At 67.5% G+C, this 16,862-nt stretch carries 14 protein-coding genes and 5 pseudogenes; 10 read left to right on the top strand and 9 right to left on the bottom strand.

Annotated elements, in window-relative coordinates; all coding sequences use genetic code 11:
* Positions 1-77: 77 nt before the first annotated feature.
* Positions 78-674 (top strand): annotated as a pseudogene (locus OG798_RS09580) (IS701 family transposase); the annotation flags it as partial.
* A gap of 14 nt (positions 675-688) precedes the next feature.
* On the opposite strand, the gene OG798_RS09575 reads toward OG798_RS09580, so the two are convergent.
* Positions 689-1,885, bottom strand: a complete 1,197-nt coding sequence (locus tag OG798_RS09575) for an IS110 family transposase (protein WP_267060511.1) — start codon at positions 1,883-1,885, stop codon at positions 689-691.
* 222 nt (positions 1,886-2,107) lie between these two features.
* Here OG798_RS09575 and OG798_RS09570 point away from each other — a divergent pair.
* A pseudogene (locus OG798_RS09570) lies at positions 2,108-2,791 on the top strand (IS701 family transposase); the annotation flags it as partial.
* A 515-nt stretch (positions 2,792-3,306) separates the two neighbouring features.
* On the opposite strand, the gene OG798_RS09565 reads toward OG798_RS09570, so the two are convergent.
* Positions 3,307-4,707, bottom strand: a complete 1,401-nt coding sequence (locus OG798_RS09565) for a hypothetical protein (RefSeq protein ID WP_121417067.1) — start codon at positions 4,705-4,707, stop codon at positions 3,307-3,309.
* A gap of 378 nt (positions 4,708-5,085) precedes the next feature.
* Between OG798_RS09565 and OG798_RS09560 the strand changes: the two are divergent.
* The 3 genes and pseudogenes from OG798_RS09560 to OG798_RS09550 form a co-directional block, all read left to right on the top strand.
* Positions 5,086-5,678 (top strand): annotated as a pseudogene (locus OG798_RS09560) (HAD family hydrolase); the annotation flags it as partial.
* A 694-nt stretch (positions 5,679-6,372) separates the two neighbouring features.
* Positions 6,373-6,600: a DUF6480 family protein gene (locus tag OG798_RS09555; protein ID WP_328756803.1), complete on the top strand. Its 228-nt coding sequence runs from the start codon at positions 6,373-6,375 to the stop codon at positions 6,598-6,600.
* Between the two features lie 29 nt (positions 6,601-6,629).
* Positions 6,630-6,911 (top strand): annotated as a pseudogene (locus OG798_RS09550) (VOC family protein); the annotation flags it as partial.
* Positions 6,912-7,354: 443 nt separating this feature from the next.
* Here OG798_RS09550 and OG798_RS09545 read toward each other — a convergent pair.
* On the bottom strand, positions 7,355-7,780 hold the full coding sequence (locus OG798_RS09545) for a helix-turn-helix transcriptional regulator (protein WP_267060964.1): 426 nt from the start codon (positions 7,778-7,780) through the stop codon (positions 7,355-7,357).
* 134 nt (positions 7,781-7,914) lie between these two features.
* Here OG798_RS09545 and OG798_RS09540 point away from each other — a divergent pair, with 134 nt between their 5' ends.
* Entirely contained in the window at positions 7,915-8,757 is an 843-nt protein-coding gene (locus OG798_RS09540) for an ANTAR domain-containing protein (protein ID WP_121417070.1), read from the top strand.
* A 287-nt stretch (positions 8,758-9,044) separates the two neighbouring features.
* Positions 9,045-10,181: a GNAT family N-acetyltransferase gene (locus OG798_RS09535; protein ID WP_328756802.1), complete on the top strand. Its 1,137-nt coding sequence runs from the start codon at positions 9,045-9,047 to the stop codon at positions 10,179-10,181.
* Here the strand turns inward: OG798_RS09535 and OG798_RS56510 are convergent.
* Together OG798_RS56510 and OG798_RS09530 are read right to left on the bottom strand one after the other, a co-directional pair.
* Positions 10,178-10,333, bottom strand: a pseudogene (locus OG798_RS56510) (hypothetical protein); the annotation flags it as partial. The gene OG798_RS09535 and the pseudogene OG798_RS56510 sit on opposite strands and share 4 nt — an antisense overlap.
* A 15-nt stretch (positions 10,334-10,348) precedes the next feature.
* Complete coding sequence (locus tag OG798_RS09530) at positions 10,349-10,927, bottom strand: transposase family protein (RefSeq protein ID WP_147474220.1); 579 nt, start codon at positions 10,925-10,927, stop codon at positions 10,349-10,351.
* 400 nt (positions 10,928-11,327) lie between these two features.
* Between OG798_RS09530 and OG798_RS09525 the strand changes: the two genes are divergently transcribed.
* The 3 genes from OG798_RS09525 (at position 11,328) to OG798_RS09515 (ending at position 14,505) form a co-directional block, all read left to right on the top strand.
* Positions 11,328-14,033, top strand: coding sequence for a SpoIIE family protein phosphatase/ATP-binding protein (locus OG798_RS09525; protein WP_267060962.1), 2,706 nt, complete (start codon positions 11,328-11,330; stop codon positions 14,031-14,033).
* A 134-nt stretch (positions 14,034-14,167) separates the two neighbouring features.
* The gene (locus tag OG798_RS09520) at positions 14,168-14,290 is read left to right on the top strand and encodes a hypothetical protein (RefSeq protein WP_328756801.1); all 123 of its coding nucleotides are present in this window, start codon (positions 14,168-14,170) and stop codon (positions 14,288-14,290) included.
* Positions 14,291-14,352: 62 nt separating this feature from the next.
* The gene (locus OG798_RS09515; protein ID WP_179436676.1) at positions 14,353-14,505 is read left to right on the top strand and encodes a hypothetical protein; all 153 of its coding nucleotides are present in this window, start codon (positions 14,353-14,355) and stop codon (positions 14,503-14,505) included.
* A 358-nt stretch (positions 14,506-14,863) separates the two neighbouring features.
* Here the strand turns inward: OG798_RS09515 and OG798_RS09510 are convergent, their stop codons facing one another.
* The 4 genes from OG798_RS09510 to OG798_RS09495 all read right to left on the bottom strand — a co-directional run bounded on the left by OG798_RS09510 (position 14,864) and on the right by OG798_RS09495 (position 16,405).
* Entirely contained in the window at positions 14,864-15,256 is a 393-nt protein-coding gene (locus OG798_RS09510) for a nuclear transport factor 2 family protein (RefSeq protein ID WP_328756800.1), read from the bottom strand.
* A gap of 16 nt (positions 15,257-15,272) precedes the next feature.
* Positions 15,273-15,455, bottom strand: coding sequence for an alpha/beta fold hydrolase (locus OG798_RS09505; protein WP_267063767.1), 183 nt, complete (start codon positions 15,453-15,455; stop codon positions 15,273-15,275).
* The gene (locus OG798_RS09500; protein WP_267060960.1) at positions 15,397-15,852 is read right to left on the bottom strand and encodes an alpha/beta fold hydrolase; all 456 of its coding nucleotides are present in this window, start codon (positions 15,850-15,852) and stop codon (positions 15,397-15,399) included. The genes OG798_RS09505 and OG798_RS09500 overlap by 59 nt, the downstream gene beginning before the upstream one ends.
* Positions 15,853-16,123: 271 nt before the next feature.
* A complete protein-coding gene (locus OG798_RS09495) occupies positions 16,124-16,405 on the bottom strand; it encodes a winged helix-turn-helix transcriptional regulator (protein ID WP_328756799.1) in 282 nt (93 codons plus the stop codon).
* Positions 16,406-16,862 lie beyond the last annotated feature (457 nt).

Below are 16,862 nucleotides of genomic sequence, written 5' to 3'. Positions count from 1 at the left end.
TGCACCTGTCCGGTCAGAGCACTAGTAGGACTCCGTTAGGTCTGTCTCGCGGTCCTGTTTGAGGGCATGGTGGGGGTGTGGACGCACATGAAGTGAACCGTGCTCGGGCGAAGTTGGCGATATTCGTGGCTGATGTGTTCGCGTCGGTGCCGCGCAAGGATCAGCGGGCGAAGGGTGACTGCTATCTGCGCGGACTGATGCTGGACGGGCGGCGCAAGTCCATCCAGGCCATGGCGGAGCGGCTGCCGGACGGCAACGAGCAGAACCTGCAGCAGTTCGTGAACCAGTCGACCTGGGATCCGGTGCCTGTGCGGCGGCGGATCGCTGAGCGGATGGTGCCGCAGATCGGCCCGGACGCGTGGGTGGTCGACGACGTGTCGTTTCCCAAGGACGGGAAGATGTCGGTGGCGGTCGCTCCGCAGTACTGCGGGGCTTTGGGCAAACAGGCCAACTGCCAGGTCGCGGTGAGCGTGCACGCGGTCTCCGACACCGCGTCCTGTCCGCTGCAGTGGCGGTTGTTCGTGCCCGAGGAGTGGGCGCACGATGCCGGGCGGCGGAAGAAGGCCGGGATGCCGGAGGGGGTCGGGCATCGGGAGAAGTGGCGCCTGGCCCTGGACACCATCGACGAGTTGGCCGGGTGGGGTCTGGTGCCGCCGGTGGTGGTGGCCGATGCTTCCCAATCTGGAAGTCAAGCGGCATGAGTGACTGGTGGTGTGACGGTGTAACACCGTCGGTCACGAATCAGAGCCCAGATCACATTGACGCGTCGGCGTGCGAGAGCGAGCACGGCCTGGACATGGTGTTTGCCCTCGGCTCTCTTGCGGTCGTAGAAGCGGCGGGAGTTGGGATCCCAGCGGATGCTGACCATGGCGGACTGGAAGAAGACGCGTTGCAGCCGTCGGTGATACCGCCGGGGGCGGTGGTGGTTGTCGCTGACCTGGCCGGAGTCCTTGGGTGCGGGTGCCACCCCGGCGAAGGTCGCGAGTCGGTCAGCGGTGAGGAAGGCATCCAAGCTGCCGCCGGTCGCGGCGAGGAACTCGGCTCCGAGGATCGGCCCGATGCCAGGCATCGACGTGATCACCTCGGCGAGTTCGTGTTCGCGAAACCGACCCTCGATGAGCTTGTCGGTCTCGGCGATCTTCTCGTTGAGGGTCATCACCTCCTTCGCCAGAGTGTGGACCATCTTCGCGATGGCCTTCTCCCCGGTCACGGCGGTGTGCTGACGGTCGGCGGCTTCCAGCGCTTTGGCCGCGACGGCCTCGGGGGTGCGAACCTTGCGGTTGCGCAGCCACATCGCAAGGCGTCGCTTGCCTGCCCGGCGGATCGCCGCGGGTGTCTGATAGCCCATGAGCAGGACCAGAGCACCGGTAGTGCCCATGTCGAAGGCGCGTTCCAGGGCCGGGAACATGCTGGTGAGCAGGGACTTTAGCCGGTTCACGGTCCGGGTCCGGTCGGCAACCAGGTCGGAGCGGTGCTCGGTCAGCAGCCGCAGCTCGATGGCGGCCTCGTCGCCAGGGCGGATCGGTTGCAGATCGCGACGCATGCGGGCCTGATCCGCGATCACCCTCGCATCACGGGCATCGGTCTTCCCCACACCTCGGTAGCTGTCGGTGGCCCGGTTGACCGCGATGCCAGGGATGTAGACGAGTTCCTGTCCGTGGTTGAGCAGCAGCTCGATCAACAGGGCAGGTTCACCGCCCGTCATGTCCATCGCCCAGGTCGCCCGGTCTCCACCGACGATGTCCAGGACATCAGCGATCAGTTTCAGCAGCTCGGGTTCGTCGTTGGCCACCCGGCGCGACAGCAGCGTGTCGCCATCAGCATTCATGACCAGGCAGTGGTGGTGGCTCTTGCCGCAGTCGGTCCCCGCCCATATCCGGCTCATCGTGCTCCATCAGGTCGTACTTGCAGTGCGTACCACGGACGACCTCGCCGGCAAGGCTCTACACAGCGACACATTCGCACTTCCCAATCGGCGGCCGAGTCGTCGTGGGGAGGCAGGCGGCCAAGCATCGAAGGCCACGAACGGCAGCCGGCTACAAGCCACACCCGCCTCCCCTGGTGTCCCCACCCTACGAACGGGAGGACCAACCGGTTGAAAGGTAGAGCCGGTTACGGGCAGAACGCTGACTTCCGGGCCGGCCTGAGCGAGCGGGGCATCGGCTATGTCGTGGCGGTCCGTTCGGACGTGACCGTCCACCCGCACGGCACCGAGCCCCTCACGCCGCCGTGGTCGGGCCACGGCCGCAAGCCACAGCCCCGCTACCGGGACAAGCCGTCCCCGGTGGTCGCGCTCGCGGCCGGCCAGGGGCGGCAGGCGTTCACCGAGGTCACCTGGCGTGAAGGTTCCCGCGGGCCGATGCGCTCGCACTTGCTGGCAGTGCGGGTGCGGCCGGCTGGGGTCAGGGCCCGCCGTCTGGCCCGGGCCGCCGCCACCGCCGAACACGGCCACTGGGACGGTGTCCTGCCCGAGGCGACGCTCCTGGCCGAATGGCCCGAGGAAGCCGAAGTACCCAGTGACTACTGGCTGTCCAACCTGCCCACCAGCACACCGCTGCCCGAGCTGGTCCGTCTGGCCAAGATCCGCTGGCGGATCGAGCACGACTACCGGGAACTCAAACACGGCCTCGGCCTGGACCACTTCGAGGGCCGTTCCTGGGCGGGGTGGCATCACCATGTCACCCTGGTCACCGCCGCCCACGCGTTCCTCACCGAACAGCGCCTGGCCCCAAAAGCCGATACAGCGGACTCACCCTCTACCAGATCCTCGACGCCATCCAAGACCTGCTGAACTGCTGGACCGGCACCTGCCCCACCTGCCACCGCCCCCTGCCCAGAACAGCCACCACCAGCCCAAACCCAAGAACCAGAGCAACCTAACGGAGTCCTACTAGCAGTCATGCCTGGCTCCCGCGGCTTCACCCATCCTCTCTGCACGATGGCGCCTGTGCTTGGGGGACGGGGTGAGTCATGACGTGAGCTGGGCCGACAGCCGCCAGACCTCTGCGCACACCACACAACGGTCGTTCTTCATCCGCCGATCAGCCGGAACGGTCCCCGGTACCGTGTGGACACCGGTCAGGCGCTCAGGACCAGTTCCCGCGCAGGGGTGCCGCCACTCGTGAGCTGTTCTGTTTGCCCGGATGATACGAGGCTGAGGAACGGCTGGAGTTCACACCCTTTGGCGCGGCCCAACGCAGTCAGTGGCGCAGCGAAGACGACCGGCTCCGGCGCGCTGTGACCAGCGCGCCGGAGCCGACATCACCTCGCTGTCACCTCTCGGGCTGGTGTGGTGAGCCGGAGACCTCAGGGAACAATTCCGACGCCGTCGATGCGGCTCCAGGACTTCTCCTGGGCGGCGGTCATGGCCGGCCAGTGGAGTCCGCCCGGCCGTGCATTGACCCGTGAGGCGTAGGAGTCTGGGTGGAAGTCCTGGTTGTAGAAGCAGCCGGTGCCGTATGTACGGTCGAACGCCGCGCAGGATTCCGCGATCGACTGGGGCGTCGGCTTCTTTCCGGTGCGCACCCACGTGTCCAGGGCGGAGATGGAGTTGGCGTACTCGGAGTTACTCAGTCCGCTGTGCTCGCTCTCCTTGGTGAAGGTCTGCACCAAGTACTTTTCCCGGTGCTCGCCTCGGAGGGTGGCTCGGTAGGCGGCCTCGTGTTCGACGAACGCCGTTGGGTCGTCGATCGCGTGGAGGGTGAGGACAGGGATGGCGACCTTGCCGGTGAGGTCGCTGTCATAGGACAGGTCCCGTGCAGCGGTCGGGTCGGCGGAGAACCGCTCGACGCCGGTGTTGAGCGCCTTGTCGTCATGTGAACCGGAGTACCACACGCCTTGGTTGCTGAACGGATTGCGGTCGCCGAGCCGGTTGTGCACGATGTCGCGGAAGGTGAAGGTCGCAAACCGTAGGTGTGACTCCAGGGTGCGCTCGGGGATCTTTGTGACGGCGAGGATGTCGTCGAGGTTGCGCTGCTGCGGCGCGGTCCGCTCCTGCGGGGCGGAAGCGTATCCGGTGCATTCCTGCAGGCGGGCGCGGAGCCCGGCGGCTGTCATGGTCGAGTCGGCGCGCAGCCCTTCCCACAGCGGGTACTGAGGCTCGCTGGGACGGGGGTGGTTTTGGCAGTAGTACTGGTAGACCACGCGCAGGTCGACCCGGTAGTCGTATCCGCGTGAGCCGCCGCCGAGGACGCCGCTGGTGAGCAGGGCTCCGTCGTACGGGCCGTTTTTCTTGCCGTAGGTCTCCACGACCTTGGCGGCGACGTTTCCGCCCCAGGACTGGCCGTGCACGTAGGTTCGCTTCGGCTTGCCGAACTCCTGGACGAACAGGCGGCGCAGGTTCTCGGTGTCGGCGGCCGCCATCCGGGTGCCATAGCCACCGCGACGATAGGACGAGCCGGCCCAGGCGTAGCCCTCGTCCACCATCACCGACCAGCGGTCCAGATCGTCGACGCTGCGGCCGGGGTCGGAGCCTTCGCCGAGGTCGGGACCGCCGTGGGCGTGCACGACGAGCGAGCCGTTCCATGTCTTGGGGAAGGCGATCCAGTAGTAGGCCCCGTTGGCATCCTGGCCGGTGTAACACGTGGCCCACCCCGCCAGGCTTGACGGGCATGCGGCGGATACCGGATGACCCGCGTCCGCGTGGGCCGAAGATGTGCTCGTGAGTGCGCCAATGACCACCCCGGCAAGGCAGGCGGCCAGTCCCACGCGGCGCTGGTTACCGGACCGGACCCATCTGGGGATGCGTGCGAGCGTTCTGGACCTGTCCAAGGTGCGGCTCCCTGTCCTCGCGGGCGCACCGTTGCGCCGCGAGTTGTGATGCTAAGGAGGCTGCAGCCGAGGAGCCCCACTCTTGATCGTTATGTTCATAGTGTTCGCTCAGCAATGCGCTGACCCGCTGCGTGCCTCTCTCAGCCGCCCGGCCCGAGCCCGCGGCGGCCATACGCAGTCACACCCACCTCAACTACAGCGACATCTGCGCCATGCTGCGAGCACCAGGAGCCGTACCTGGAGTGGGCCGAGCAGAAGCTCCGCCGGACAGCACCGCCACCGGGACCACCACGTCCCGCACGGCGGCCTTCATGTGTCGTCACCTGGTGGGAGGCGTACCGGCAGGCGGGCCGCCATGTCCCCATGCGGGAGATCCACCGCGCCGTGGGCCTCCGCAGCGGCGACCTGATCGAGCACCTGCTCGGAGACGACCGCGACCCCGACGGCGACGAGCAGCTCACCTCGGCCCACCACGCCCTCTACGCCACGTACTTCGAGCGGCTACCGGCGCTGGACGAGGCAGGCAACCTGCTGCGCGCACTGGCCGGGCGGGACTGGGAGATCGTCCTGGCGACCTCGGCGAGCGGCCCGGAACTCTCCGCGCTGCGCGGCGCCATCGACGCCGACGACGTCATCCTCGGGGCAGCCAGTGCGGACGACGTCGATGACGGCAAACCCGCCCCCGACCCCGTCCGGCAGGCAAGGGAGCTGACCGGCGTGCCCTTGCTGCCGATCCTTCGTGAACTGTGAGCGTGGGATGACCGCAAAGCGTGATCCCACGCGCGGACCTGGAAGCGGTCGGCGCCCGCGCGTTGTACCGAGATCCCTCCGACCTCCTCAGACACCTGGACACCAGCGTCGTCGCCGACCGCGAGTCAGCAGGGGAGACCGGTGTCCCGGGCCGTTGACCGAGCGCAGCGTCTGGTCGTACAAGGTGGCTCTGCGCCTGGCTACCGCTTCGTGGGAGGCGCGGGCCCGGTCGCGGACTGTTCCGGCCCGGTCTGCGGGGCCATGCGGAAAGTGGCCATGTCCCAGGCCTTCCCGGACGACGGTGCCTGTTCCAGGATCGCCCGAAATCATTCGTGACGCCCGCGGGTGCTCGCGGGCGTCACTGGGGCTAAGGGCTATGGGCATGGCGTTGCGGATCGTCGGCATCGCTGGCTCGACGATGCCGCTTTTCATCGTTCGCCCCCACTCCGACAACCAGGCATTCTGAGCGCCGTCCGCGCGCGCTTCTGGTGACGGCGTTGGGACCGATCGACTACGGGTACTCGGAGGCCGAACGGCGGTGAAAGCATCGCCCACTACACTGAGGGATGGTTCCGTGACTCGGCATGTCAGCGACGTCATGGCAAAGGCACGGTGAAGCCCTACGACAACCTCGGCCGCGCGGTGGGCGTGGTGCGCGAGCATTTCGTCCGCCGTGTACCGGTCGTCGACGAGTGGTGAGATTCCTGGGGACTCGAATCGATCGGCCTGCTCTCCGCCACCCCACGCGGTCGGGCGGCGGGCACCACGCCGCCCCACAGGCCGCCGAACATCTGTCGAACCCAACGACGTGACCAGCCCACGGGGAGCTGGGCCCCGAGAGGAGCGTGCGCCATGACGACTCCTGACCCCGACCCGACGCGAACTCCGAGAACCGAACCGCGCCGCGGTGTGTCACCCGGTGAGACACCGCCCGCCGAAGGGGGCATTTATGGCATCTCCTATCCGGAGCCACCCGGGGTGGGCAAGGGATGGGGACCGATGGCACTCGCCCTGATCATGGCGGTGGTGGTACTGATAGCGATCGGACTGATCGCCATGGTGGTGGCCCTGATCGTGTAACTTCTCCTGCGCATGCTGGCGTCCCCGGCCCCGGGTCCTGCGAGGTGCGCTACGAGGACAACGAGGTCGTCCTGCGCAGCCGGGGCGACGTGGTGGCCCGTATCCACTCCGGCGCGGTCGAGGCGGCCCCCGACCCGACGATCCGGCCGCACTGGCAGATCCACTTCACCGTCGACGACGTCGAGGCCGCCGCCCGCGCCGCACGCGCCCACGGCGGCACGGCCCACCAGCAGGGCCTCGGCTCGACCGAGGCCATCCTGACCGACCCCGACGGAGCCCGCTTCTTTGTGACCGTGCGAGGGGAGCTCTGAGGGTCGCGCAGTTGTCGAGGCCGTGAAACAGACGCCGACCGGCATGCCGCGTGACTCGCCCCCGCGGCCAGCGCACCAGCTCCCCTGAGAAGCTGAGGGCCCAGCTGTGTAAGGGCGGCGGGGCTGCCGGGACATTCGCGCGGGCACCACCGCACCCGGCTCCTCTTCGATCGCGATCGGCCGAGATATTGCCGCCCAGCGAACGCAGCGTCGATTCAGCGCAGGCCGTGTCCCGTGCGCTGGTGCGGCCTCCATGCGGCTGATGCTGACTACGTCGCGTCGCGCGGGACGTTACCGTCAAACAGCCCGTTATGGAGCCTTGCCCTTTCCCGCGACCGCGCCACCAAGCCGTACCGGTCGAATCAGAGGCAGGTACATCGGGAGTCGACCGGGGCAGACCGCCCTCGCTTGTGAGCCGTCCCCATAGGGTCGATCATCGCGACTCATGACTTCACTCGGTGACGGCCGGCATGAACGGATTTCGTGGCCGTCATGCTGTCATCGTCAGGAGACTCCTCCGTGCCATCGCTCCCATGTCCGGCCCCCTGCCCGGGCCGGGTTTCGTGGGGGTTCTCGTGCTGGTCGAGGGCGGCCAGCAGGCCCGCCACGGTGAGGCCGGCGTCGGCCGGGTGCCGGAGGACGGTTCCCTCTTCGATGCGGTAGCGATTCGAGCGGCCCTGCCGGGTGTGGGTGAGATAGCCGTTCTGCTCAAGATCGGAAATGATCTTCTGGACAGCGCGCTCGGTGAGCCGGCATCGCGCGGCGATGTCACGGATACGGGTGCCCGGATCGTCGGCGATCGCGGCCAGCACTCGGGCGTGATTGGTCAGGAAGGTCCAGCCACTGTGTCCCTCAGGTACTCCACCCATGCCTCTCAGCGTAGTGCCCGACGTTCACGTATTCAAAAGGGTGAAAATGAGTTCATGTATCTCTTGACGTGCGAGGTGAGGGAGGTCGAGCCTGGAGGAGGCAAGGACCAGTGGATGCCCCCGGAGCGACTCCCATGCAAGAACATCTGCCTTCTTCCCAGGCGGGGGGCGCAGACGAAGCCGTCCACGAGACGCAAGCGGATGGCACGGTTGGAGCCCACACCTCGCCGTTCCTGAAGGTCGCGGCATACCCCGCCGGCGAGCGGACGGTCGTGGCGGTCGCAGGTGAACTCGACATCGACACGGAGCAGGCGCTGCGGCACGCCCTGCGTGAAGCGCTGGCCAAGTCGGTCCACGGCCTCGACCTCGACCTCGCCGGGGTCGACTTCTGTGACTGCTCCGGCCTCAACGTCCTGGTGCACATCCGCCGCCTGGCCCTGGTAGAGGCCAAGACGGTCCGCATCCAGACCGCGGGGATGGCGGTCGAGCACCTGCTCACACTTACCCGCACCTGGCCGCTCTTCCCGCACCCGGATGATGTCGGTCCGGGCATGGCCACCAACGGCCAGGGCATGCGTACCGGTACCACCCCCAGCCCCGTGGAGGAGGACGGGTTGCCCGAGGATGTCGAGGAGGACCTGCGCATCGAAATCAGCCAGCTCAAACGGGCCATGCAAACCAGGCCGGTCATCGATCTGGCCCGCGGAGTCCTGATGGCCTCCTTCGGCCTGAACGCCGAGGACGCCTGGAGCGTCCTGGTCGAGGCCTCGCAGCGCACCAACACCAAACTCCATCACCTGGCCCAGGAGTTGGTGGGAGCGGTCAACGATGCTCCGCTGTCCGACCGGTTGCAGCAGGGGATCTCCGCGGCGGTCACCGAAACCCTCAACCCCCTCTCCCCGAATCACCGACGCCATGACTGGACCTCTCCCGCCAGCAGACCCGCGCCACGGAACAGCGACAGATCCGCGCCGTGACCCTTCCTCGAGGCGTCGCCTGTCGGCACAGGAGTCCGGGATTCGCTTCTAGCCCCGGAGCACTGTGGATGCTGTCCGTTCACGCTCGTCCGGGCCGGTGTCCGTCGCCGGTGGCGTCGGCCGGCGATGTATTGCTCCAGTGAGTAGATGCAGGGCGGCGTGGCTTTGTTCGCTTTTGGTGGCAGTGTTTGTTGACGGGGTTCAGCAGCAGTGGGCAGGTAAGGACATCGCTGATGTCCGCGGGAAATGACGGCACCGCCGTGCGATCAAGAGGCCGAGGACCTTCAGTGTCGGATCATGAGCCAAGAGAGCCAAGAGCCGCCTACACCGAACTCGCGGATCAGGAAGTGCGCAGTCTGCGAGTGCGTTACTGCCGGTTGCGGACCGTTGGAGGTGAACCGGTCGCCGAGCTGGAGGTGCTCTCTTTCCAACTGCGGTTCGGTGCGGTGGCCGTTGCAGCAGAAGGCATCGGTGGCGTGGAAACCCAGCCCGAGTTCCGACGTCAGGGGCACATGAGTCGACTCCTCCGACAGGCGTTGGCCGGCATGGCACAGCGGGTGGACGTCGCCTTCGTATCCAACGGTATCGAGGGGGTGTACGAGCAGTTCGGTTTCATCGGAGCCGTCGCCGAAGGGCACCTGGTCATCCCCGTGCGCAACGTCGAACAGGCGGTGGGAGACGATCTGGGTACGGCCGTCCCGGGCATCCGCAGCAGCTCTCCGGCCGATCTCCCGGCGATGATCCGCATGTACAACACCGCGCACGCCCAGCGGCCCTGGACCCACGCACGGCACCCAGGCTGGAACCGGCTCATTCCCCAGGCCACGTGGAAGCCCGGGTCGCAGACCCTGGTCCTGCAGACCGATGGTGCTGCCGCCGGCTATGCCGTGCTGGAGGGCCGAGCGTTCGGCGACCCCCTGGGTTCGCTGACCGTGGACGAACTGGTTGCCGAGAATGCCGCCGCGGCACGCCTGCTGCTCATGGCCATCGCCCGACTCTGCTGGAAACGGCGTCTGAGCGAATTCACCGTGCGGGAGCCGGCCGACAGCCTCACCGGCCGAGTGGCTCGCCATATGGGCTGCACCTACCAGCAGAGATTTCCGCCGAGCGGCGGGATGATGGCCGCCGTCTTGAACCGCTCGTCCCTGGTGCGGAAGCTCGAGCCCGAGCTGCGGCGCCGGGCTGCCGTGCAGCAGTCGGACAAGGCCTACGACAGGGCGTTCGACGCGCTGCGACGCGGCGATCTGTTCCCCGATGACAAGGCGCTCATCCGGCTGCTTCTTGGCTACTGGTCGACCGATGACGCATACGTGCACGGCATGTCGGTCCCCGAACGGTACCGGGATCTATGCACGGCTTGGTTCCCCCGAGGCGGCACACAGTCTCTGCCGACCCCGTACGCCCACCGCCTGGATCGGTATTAGAACCTGCTCTCAACAAAGCACTGTGACCAGCCCTGTACCGCGAAGCATTCGCTGAGTCGGATGATGTTGGTTCCGGCGGCTGTGGGCACATGTTGGACGTATGTCTTTGCCAGGCCGCGGTAGTGGCAGTGACGCAGGCCATGAGCGTGGACCGTTTCTGAGACCTGTCAGGGCTCATCGTTATCGACAGGTGCACCCACGACCCGGCCGGCCTCGACATCGACCAGAACGGCGCCGTAGGTGCAGCCTTTGCGGAAGGCGAACTCGTCGACCCCCAGCACCCGCGGGGCACGGCTTTGAAATGGTGGCGCGGTCAGCAGCCTGAGCAGCCGGGTGCGCCCCGCGGCCAGCCGCAGACGACGGCACAGCCGTACCGCCGGACGGCCGCCCAGCTCCACCGCGATCGACCGCAGCCACCCCGTCAGCCCGGTGCTCGACCGGCGGTGCCGCTCGGTTAGGCCCGGCACCTGCTCGACGAACGTCTTCAGGGAGCACTGTTTCCGGTCGCAGAAGTACCGGCGCACCCGGAGACGGACCACAATCCGCCGAGAGCCCAACGGCCGTTCGTCGAGGCTGCGTTGGTGCGAGCTGTGCACGCGTCTCGCCTGCTTCCGGCAGTCTGGGCACTGGCCCGGCCGACCGGTGGACACCGCATCCACCGCCAGCGCGCCGGAGGAGTCGCTGACACGCTCCACTCGTACAGCGATCCCGGGAATCAGCACATCCTCTATCGTCTTGCTCGCCACGCCAGGAAACACACTGCCGAAGCGATCCCCCGTCCGGCCCCTGACCTGGGGATTCACGGAACTGCAGACAGAGCGAATTTCGGGATCCCCATCAGCGGCGGCGAGGTTGCACACCGCACGTGCCCAGGCTGGTCCAGTACCCGTCGCAAGGCGCACCCCGGCCGGGCCGAGGCGGACTGAACGCCGCGCCAGGGGCGTCTGCCTCGGCCCACCACCGTCGCCCTGAAGTGCCGAACTCGGTAATGCGGCGGCGCGACGGACGTGATCGGCGTCGGCTTCCCCGCGGCGGTGTTATCAAGGGTGTATGGAGGTATTTTCTGGGCGCCCTCGGAGCCCGGAACGTCATCCGCTCATCGGACGCTCGCGGCAACACCGGGCTTCCCGGTTGGACCTGCGCAGTATGGCCGGTCAGGTATTCCTTCTCCAGGTCGTCATCGTGGTCCTGCTGGTCGTGGCCGCGGTGGCGGCCGTGGTGCTCCAGACGTCGAGTGACGCGCTGCAACGGGGGCGTCGTGAGTCGGTCGTCGCGGCCCAGTCGTTCGCGTCTGCCCCTGGCACGGCCGAGGCGCTGCGGAGCCCTGATCCGACGGCGGTGCTCCAGCCGCGGGCCGAGGAGGTGCGGAAACGCACGGGTGTGGACTTCGTCGTCGCCATGAACACGCGGGGGATTCGTTACACGTATCCCTATCCGCGGGAGATCGGCAAGAAGTTTGTCGGCACGATCGCACCGGCGCTGAAGGGCCATACCGTCGTCGAGCAGGCCGGCGGGCCGCCTCTGCCCGCGGGCAAAGGGACGGCCGTGCAGGCCGTGGTCCCGGTGACCGACTCGCGCGGCGAGGTGGTCGGCCTGGTCTCTGCCGGAATCACGGTCAAGAACGTGGCGGCACTGTGGCTGCCGCAGCTGCCGATCATCCTGGGGAGCGGCGCGGCCACGCTGGCGCTGTCCATGACGGGAACGACGCTGGTGGCCCGGCGGCTGCGGCGGCAGACGCACGGCCTGGCCCCGGCGGAGCTGGCGCAGCTGTACGAGCACCACGACGCGGTCCTGCACGCGGTGCGGGAAGGAGTGCTGATCACCGACACCGACGGACGACTGCTGTTGGCCAACGACGAGACGAGGCGTCTGCTCGACCTGCCGGCGGACGTGCAGGGGCGCCCGGTGCGGGAGCTGGGACTGCCGGAGCCGATCACGCGTCTGCTGTCGTCGCCGGAGGTGGTCACCGATGAGGTGCATCTCGCAGGGGACCGATTGCTGGCGGTCAACAAGCGGCCAACGTACCCCCAGGCCGACCGGGGAGGCAGCGTGGTGACCCTGCGGGACACCACGGAGCTGGCGGCGGTCTCGGGGCGGGCCGAGGTCGCGCGGGAGCGGCTGAAGCTGCTGTACGAGGCCGGGGTGCGGATTGGCACGACGCTGGACGTGGGACGTACGGCGCAGGAACTGGCCGACGTTGCGGCGCCGCAGTTCGCCGACCTGGTGACGGTGGACCTGCTCGACGCGGTACTGCGGGGGTGGGAGCCGACGGCGGAGGGCTGGCGGCATCTGCGCCGGGCGGCGATCGGCGGTGAGCAGCGGATGATCCCGGTGTATCCGCTGGGCAAAGTGATCACGTTCTCGCGCCGAACGCCGCAAATGCGGACGCTGCAGGAGCGACGGGTCATGCTGGAGGCGGACCTGCGGCAGGCACATGGCTGGCGGGAGCAGGATCCGGAGCGCGCCCGCAAGGCCCTGGAGTGCGGGTTGCGTTCGTTGGTGACCGTACCGCTGCAGGCGCGGAACGTGCCGCTGGGCGTGGTGAACTTCTACCGGACAGTGGATTCCCCGGCGTTCCAGCCGGAGGATCTCTCCTTCGCGGAGGAACTGGCCGTGCGGGCGGCCCTGGCCATCGACAATGCTCGGAGGTTCACCCGGGAGCACGCGATGGCGGTGACGCTGCAGCGCAGTCTGTTGCCGCGGGCACATCCGGATCAGGACGCACTGGAGGTGGCCTGGCGGTATCTGCCCGCGGAGGCGGGGGTGGGCGGGGACTGGTTCGACGTCATCCCGCTTCCGGGCGCTCGGGTGGCCCTGGTCATGGGTGACGTCGTCGGTCACGGGCTGCACGCGGCGGCGACGATGGGCCGGCTGCGCACCGCGGTGCACAACTTCTCCACCCTGGACCTCCCCGTTGACGAGGTGCTCGGGAAACTGGATGACCTCGTTGTCAGCATGGACAACGAGGAGAACGCGAGCGGTGCCGCGGAGGGCCACGAGGGGGAGGGGGTGACCGGAGCGACCTGTCTCTACGCGGTCTACGACCCGGTGGCGGGGGCCTGCACGATGGCTCGTGCGGGACACCCGGAACCGGTGTTGGTGCGTCCGGACGGGACGGTCACCTGTCCTGGCGTCCCGGCTTCGACGCCGCTCGGCCTGGGCGGCTACCCCTTCGAGACCGCCGAGCTCTCCTTGCCAGAGGGTTCACAACTGGTGCTGTACACCGACGGCCTGGTGGAGGACCGCACCCACGACATCGACGTCGGGATGGAGAGGCTGCGCCGGGCATTGGACGGTTCCGGGCGCCGCACTCCGGAGGAGACGTGTCAGGCGGTGATCGACGCGCTGAAGCCGTCACACTCCTCCGACGACATCGCGCTGCTGGCGGCGCGTACGCGGATATTCCCGCCTTCGCGCGTGGCCGAGTGGGACGTGCCGTCGGACCCGGCGGCGGTTCCCTCTGTGCGGGCGCGGTGCAGGGAGACGTTGCGGGAGTGGGGACTGGAGGAGGTCGGATTCGCCACGGAACTGATCCTCAGCGAGCTGATCACGAACGCGATCCGGTACGGCTTGCCGCCGGTCGGTGTGCGGCTGCTGCACGGACGCTGTCTGATCTGCGAGGTGTCGGACGGCAGCGGCACCTCGCCGCGCCTACGGCGGGCGGCGACCACGGACGAAGGCGGGCGGGGGCTGTTTCTGGTGGCACAGTTCGCCCAGCGATGGGGAACGCGGTACACGACCCGCGGCAAGGTCATCTGGACAGAACAGTTTCTCCACGACGGCACATCCGCCGTCCCGAGCCGGACACCGGTCGACTTTCTTCTCGACCAGTTCGATGATCTCGACGCGTGAGCCCGCATGGCCCACGTGCGCCGCGTCCTCTCTGCACACGCGCCGGAGATCTTGCACCCGCGAGCACGACGACGCCTGAGGGCGCGAGTTTCATCTGGGCGTTCAGGAACCGCCTCCAGTCCTGTGCTTGTGCAGTGGGACCAGCGCCAACCACCTGCTCGAACCTCGACCAGAACCGCCACAACGCGTTCCGCGGCCGACTGAAGGAGTTGCGGGCCAAGCACGTTGGTGAGCGCGGGAAGCCCTTCGGCTCGTAGGTCGCCGGATGGGCCGTTGCCTGGGCCGTCCGAGGCCGCTCGGCGGTGGCCGACAACGACCAATGACAACCGCTCAAGCAACCGTGCTCATCACGCGGCCAGGGAAATCCCAGTTCCCCAAGATCCACGACAGGCTCCAGCAGATCCTGCAACTGCTCGAGGACGCCAACCCGCACGGGGAGATCTGGATCGCCACCGACACCTGTGGTGCCTGACGAGAGGCCGAGCCTCTGCGTCCGGCAGAGGGCTCATGGCAGTCGCGCGAATGCCGTCGTCGGGTCAGCTGCCGCACGCGGGCCATGCCCGTTCGCAAGCTCGTTGAACGCCCCTGAACTGCGCTTCGATGCGAACCCGTTCTCCATCACTGTCAAACTGACCGGGGCGACGACACGGTCCCCGGCATCACAGCTAGCTGCTCCAGGTCGTGGACGGCAGGTCCGCGAAAAAGGTGCCTTTCGGCGGGGCATCGTTGGCTGATCCCCGGCAGTACCGCGAGACCGGATGGTGCTCGTCCTGTCCGTCCTCCGTTCCGGGGCCCAGGACACTCACAACTCGCCCCGGAACGAGGTCACATCACGGCATCGGTCTGAAGCGGGCCCGCGGTGATGCGGAGTGTCCGGATGCGAACCGGCTCTTCCTGGTCGAGGTAGAAGATGTGCATGAACGGGGCGCGCACCACTTGGTCGGTTCGGTCTTCCTGGCCATGGTCGCTTCGCCGCGCAGCAGGCGGACGCCGTCGCCCGCGGTCCAGAACTCCAGGACCTCGTGGGTGATGTTCAGCGGCGCGTCGATCTTGATGAAGAACTCCTTGATGGCCTCGACGCCGTGGATGTGTGCGGTGCCGAAGAACATGTCGGTGTCTTCGGACAGTGGCGCGAAGCCCTCACCGAACTCCAGGGTGTCGATGGCGTCCATGAACTTCAGGACCCAGCCGGGCACGGCCGTCGCTTGTGCGTTGTCTGTCATGGTGGTGGTCTCCTGATCAGGCCGCGGCGGGCAGGGCGGCGAGGAAGGCGTCGATCTCGGCGTTGACGCCTTCGGGGTTCTCGCGGGCGGCGAGGTGGGCGGTGTGCTGGAGCACACGGAAGGTGCTTCCCTCGATGGCGTCAGCCATTTTCCGCACCACGTGCACGGGGAACTGGCTGTCCTCCTCGCCGGCGAGGATCAGGACGGGTACGTTCCTGATGGTGTTCAGGCGGCGTGCTCGTCCTTGCGGCCGATGAGGATGCTGCGCAGGGCCCAGGCCACGGACTGATCGCCGCCGTGGTCCGCTGCGGGTAGTAGGCCGGGAATACCCCGGCGAGCATGCCGCCCCAACTGTTGCCCACCAGGACGCACTTGTCGATGTCGAGCGTGTCGAGGATCTCGACGAGCGCGTCGGAGCAGTCCTTGAGATCAATGATCTTGCGCAGCGCGTCGGACTTGCCGTGTCCGGGACTGTCGATGAGTACTACGCGGTGGGTCGGGGCGAAGTGCTCGTGCTGGTACTGCCATATGGTGCCGAGGCTCAGTGAGGTGGGGATCAGCTTCTCGGTGACTCCTTCGAGCCGGTTCGTGGTCATGATCAGTCCTCTGCGACCGAGGATGCGTTCTAACTACCCGTTGGGCCGAGACCTACGCGACCGATACCGACATCACGCATCACCCGCTGATGCACACCACGTGCGGCAACCCGACCAATCCGTACCTCGCATGCAGCAGCTGCCACCAGCCGGTCGAGGCCTCGACTCTGCGGCCGACGTCCGCCAAGGAAGGCGGTGCCGATCAGCGGAGGGAGGGGAAGGGAGCGGCTCCCGCGGGGCCGGACGGCCTCGGTTCGAGGCCCCCTGCGGTCTAGTAGTGCTTTGAAACTAGTAGCGTTATGCCGGTGAGCTCGTACTCGTACCAGGGCTTGTCCGGGCGGTAGGCGCGTTTGGTGAGCAGGCCCAGCTCGGTCAGGCTGTTGAGCCGCGCGGTCAGGATGTTCGCCGAGATACCCAGGGCTCGCTTGAGTTCGCCGAACCGGCCGATGCCGAAGAACACCTCCCGAAGGATCTGGTAGTTCCAGCGCTCGGAGATCGCGGCCAGGAACTCCTGTCCGTGCTGGAAGGTGACGTGGCTCCCATGGTCGGGCACGGCTTCGCCTCTCCGGTGGTCCGGTAGTGGTTTTGTATCGAAAGTAGTTCTGCAATGTTACTAGTCGCACTCGCTGCCGACGTGACGGCCGCGGTGGCGTCCCGGCAGGCGTCGGTCACGACGATCACGTGCACCGGCAGAGCCCGCACGAGCGGGTGGCGGGCCGCGGCGTCGAGACAGGCCCCGGCGCACACGGCACTGGTGGCCTAGGTATTGATAAATCGGAAGGACTCGTCGTGAGCGGTGCTATCCCAGTGGACGACAGCTGCGCCACGCCGGGGATACCCCGGTGATCTCCTGTCTGTCCTCGGACCAGTACGCGAAGGCGCGGTGCATACCCTGCGGATGGGTGGCCGGCCGCCACGCCTTCTCGAAGTCATCGAGGGCGCCCGACCGAATGCGGCGCGTCGTCACCCAGACGAAGTGTTCATCCATCCGGCCCATCCTCCTCCGCTAC

This window comes from Streptomyces sp. NBC_00271 (assembly GCF_036178845.1).
Lineage (GTDB): Bacteria > Actinomycetota > Actinomycetes > Streptomycetales > Streptomycetaceae > Streptomyces.
The sequence above is the reverse complement of the archived record's forward strand: the minus strand, read 5'-3'. Positions and strand labels throughout refer to the sequence as shown.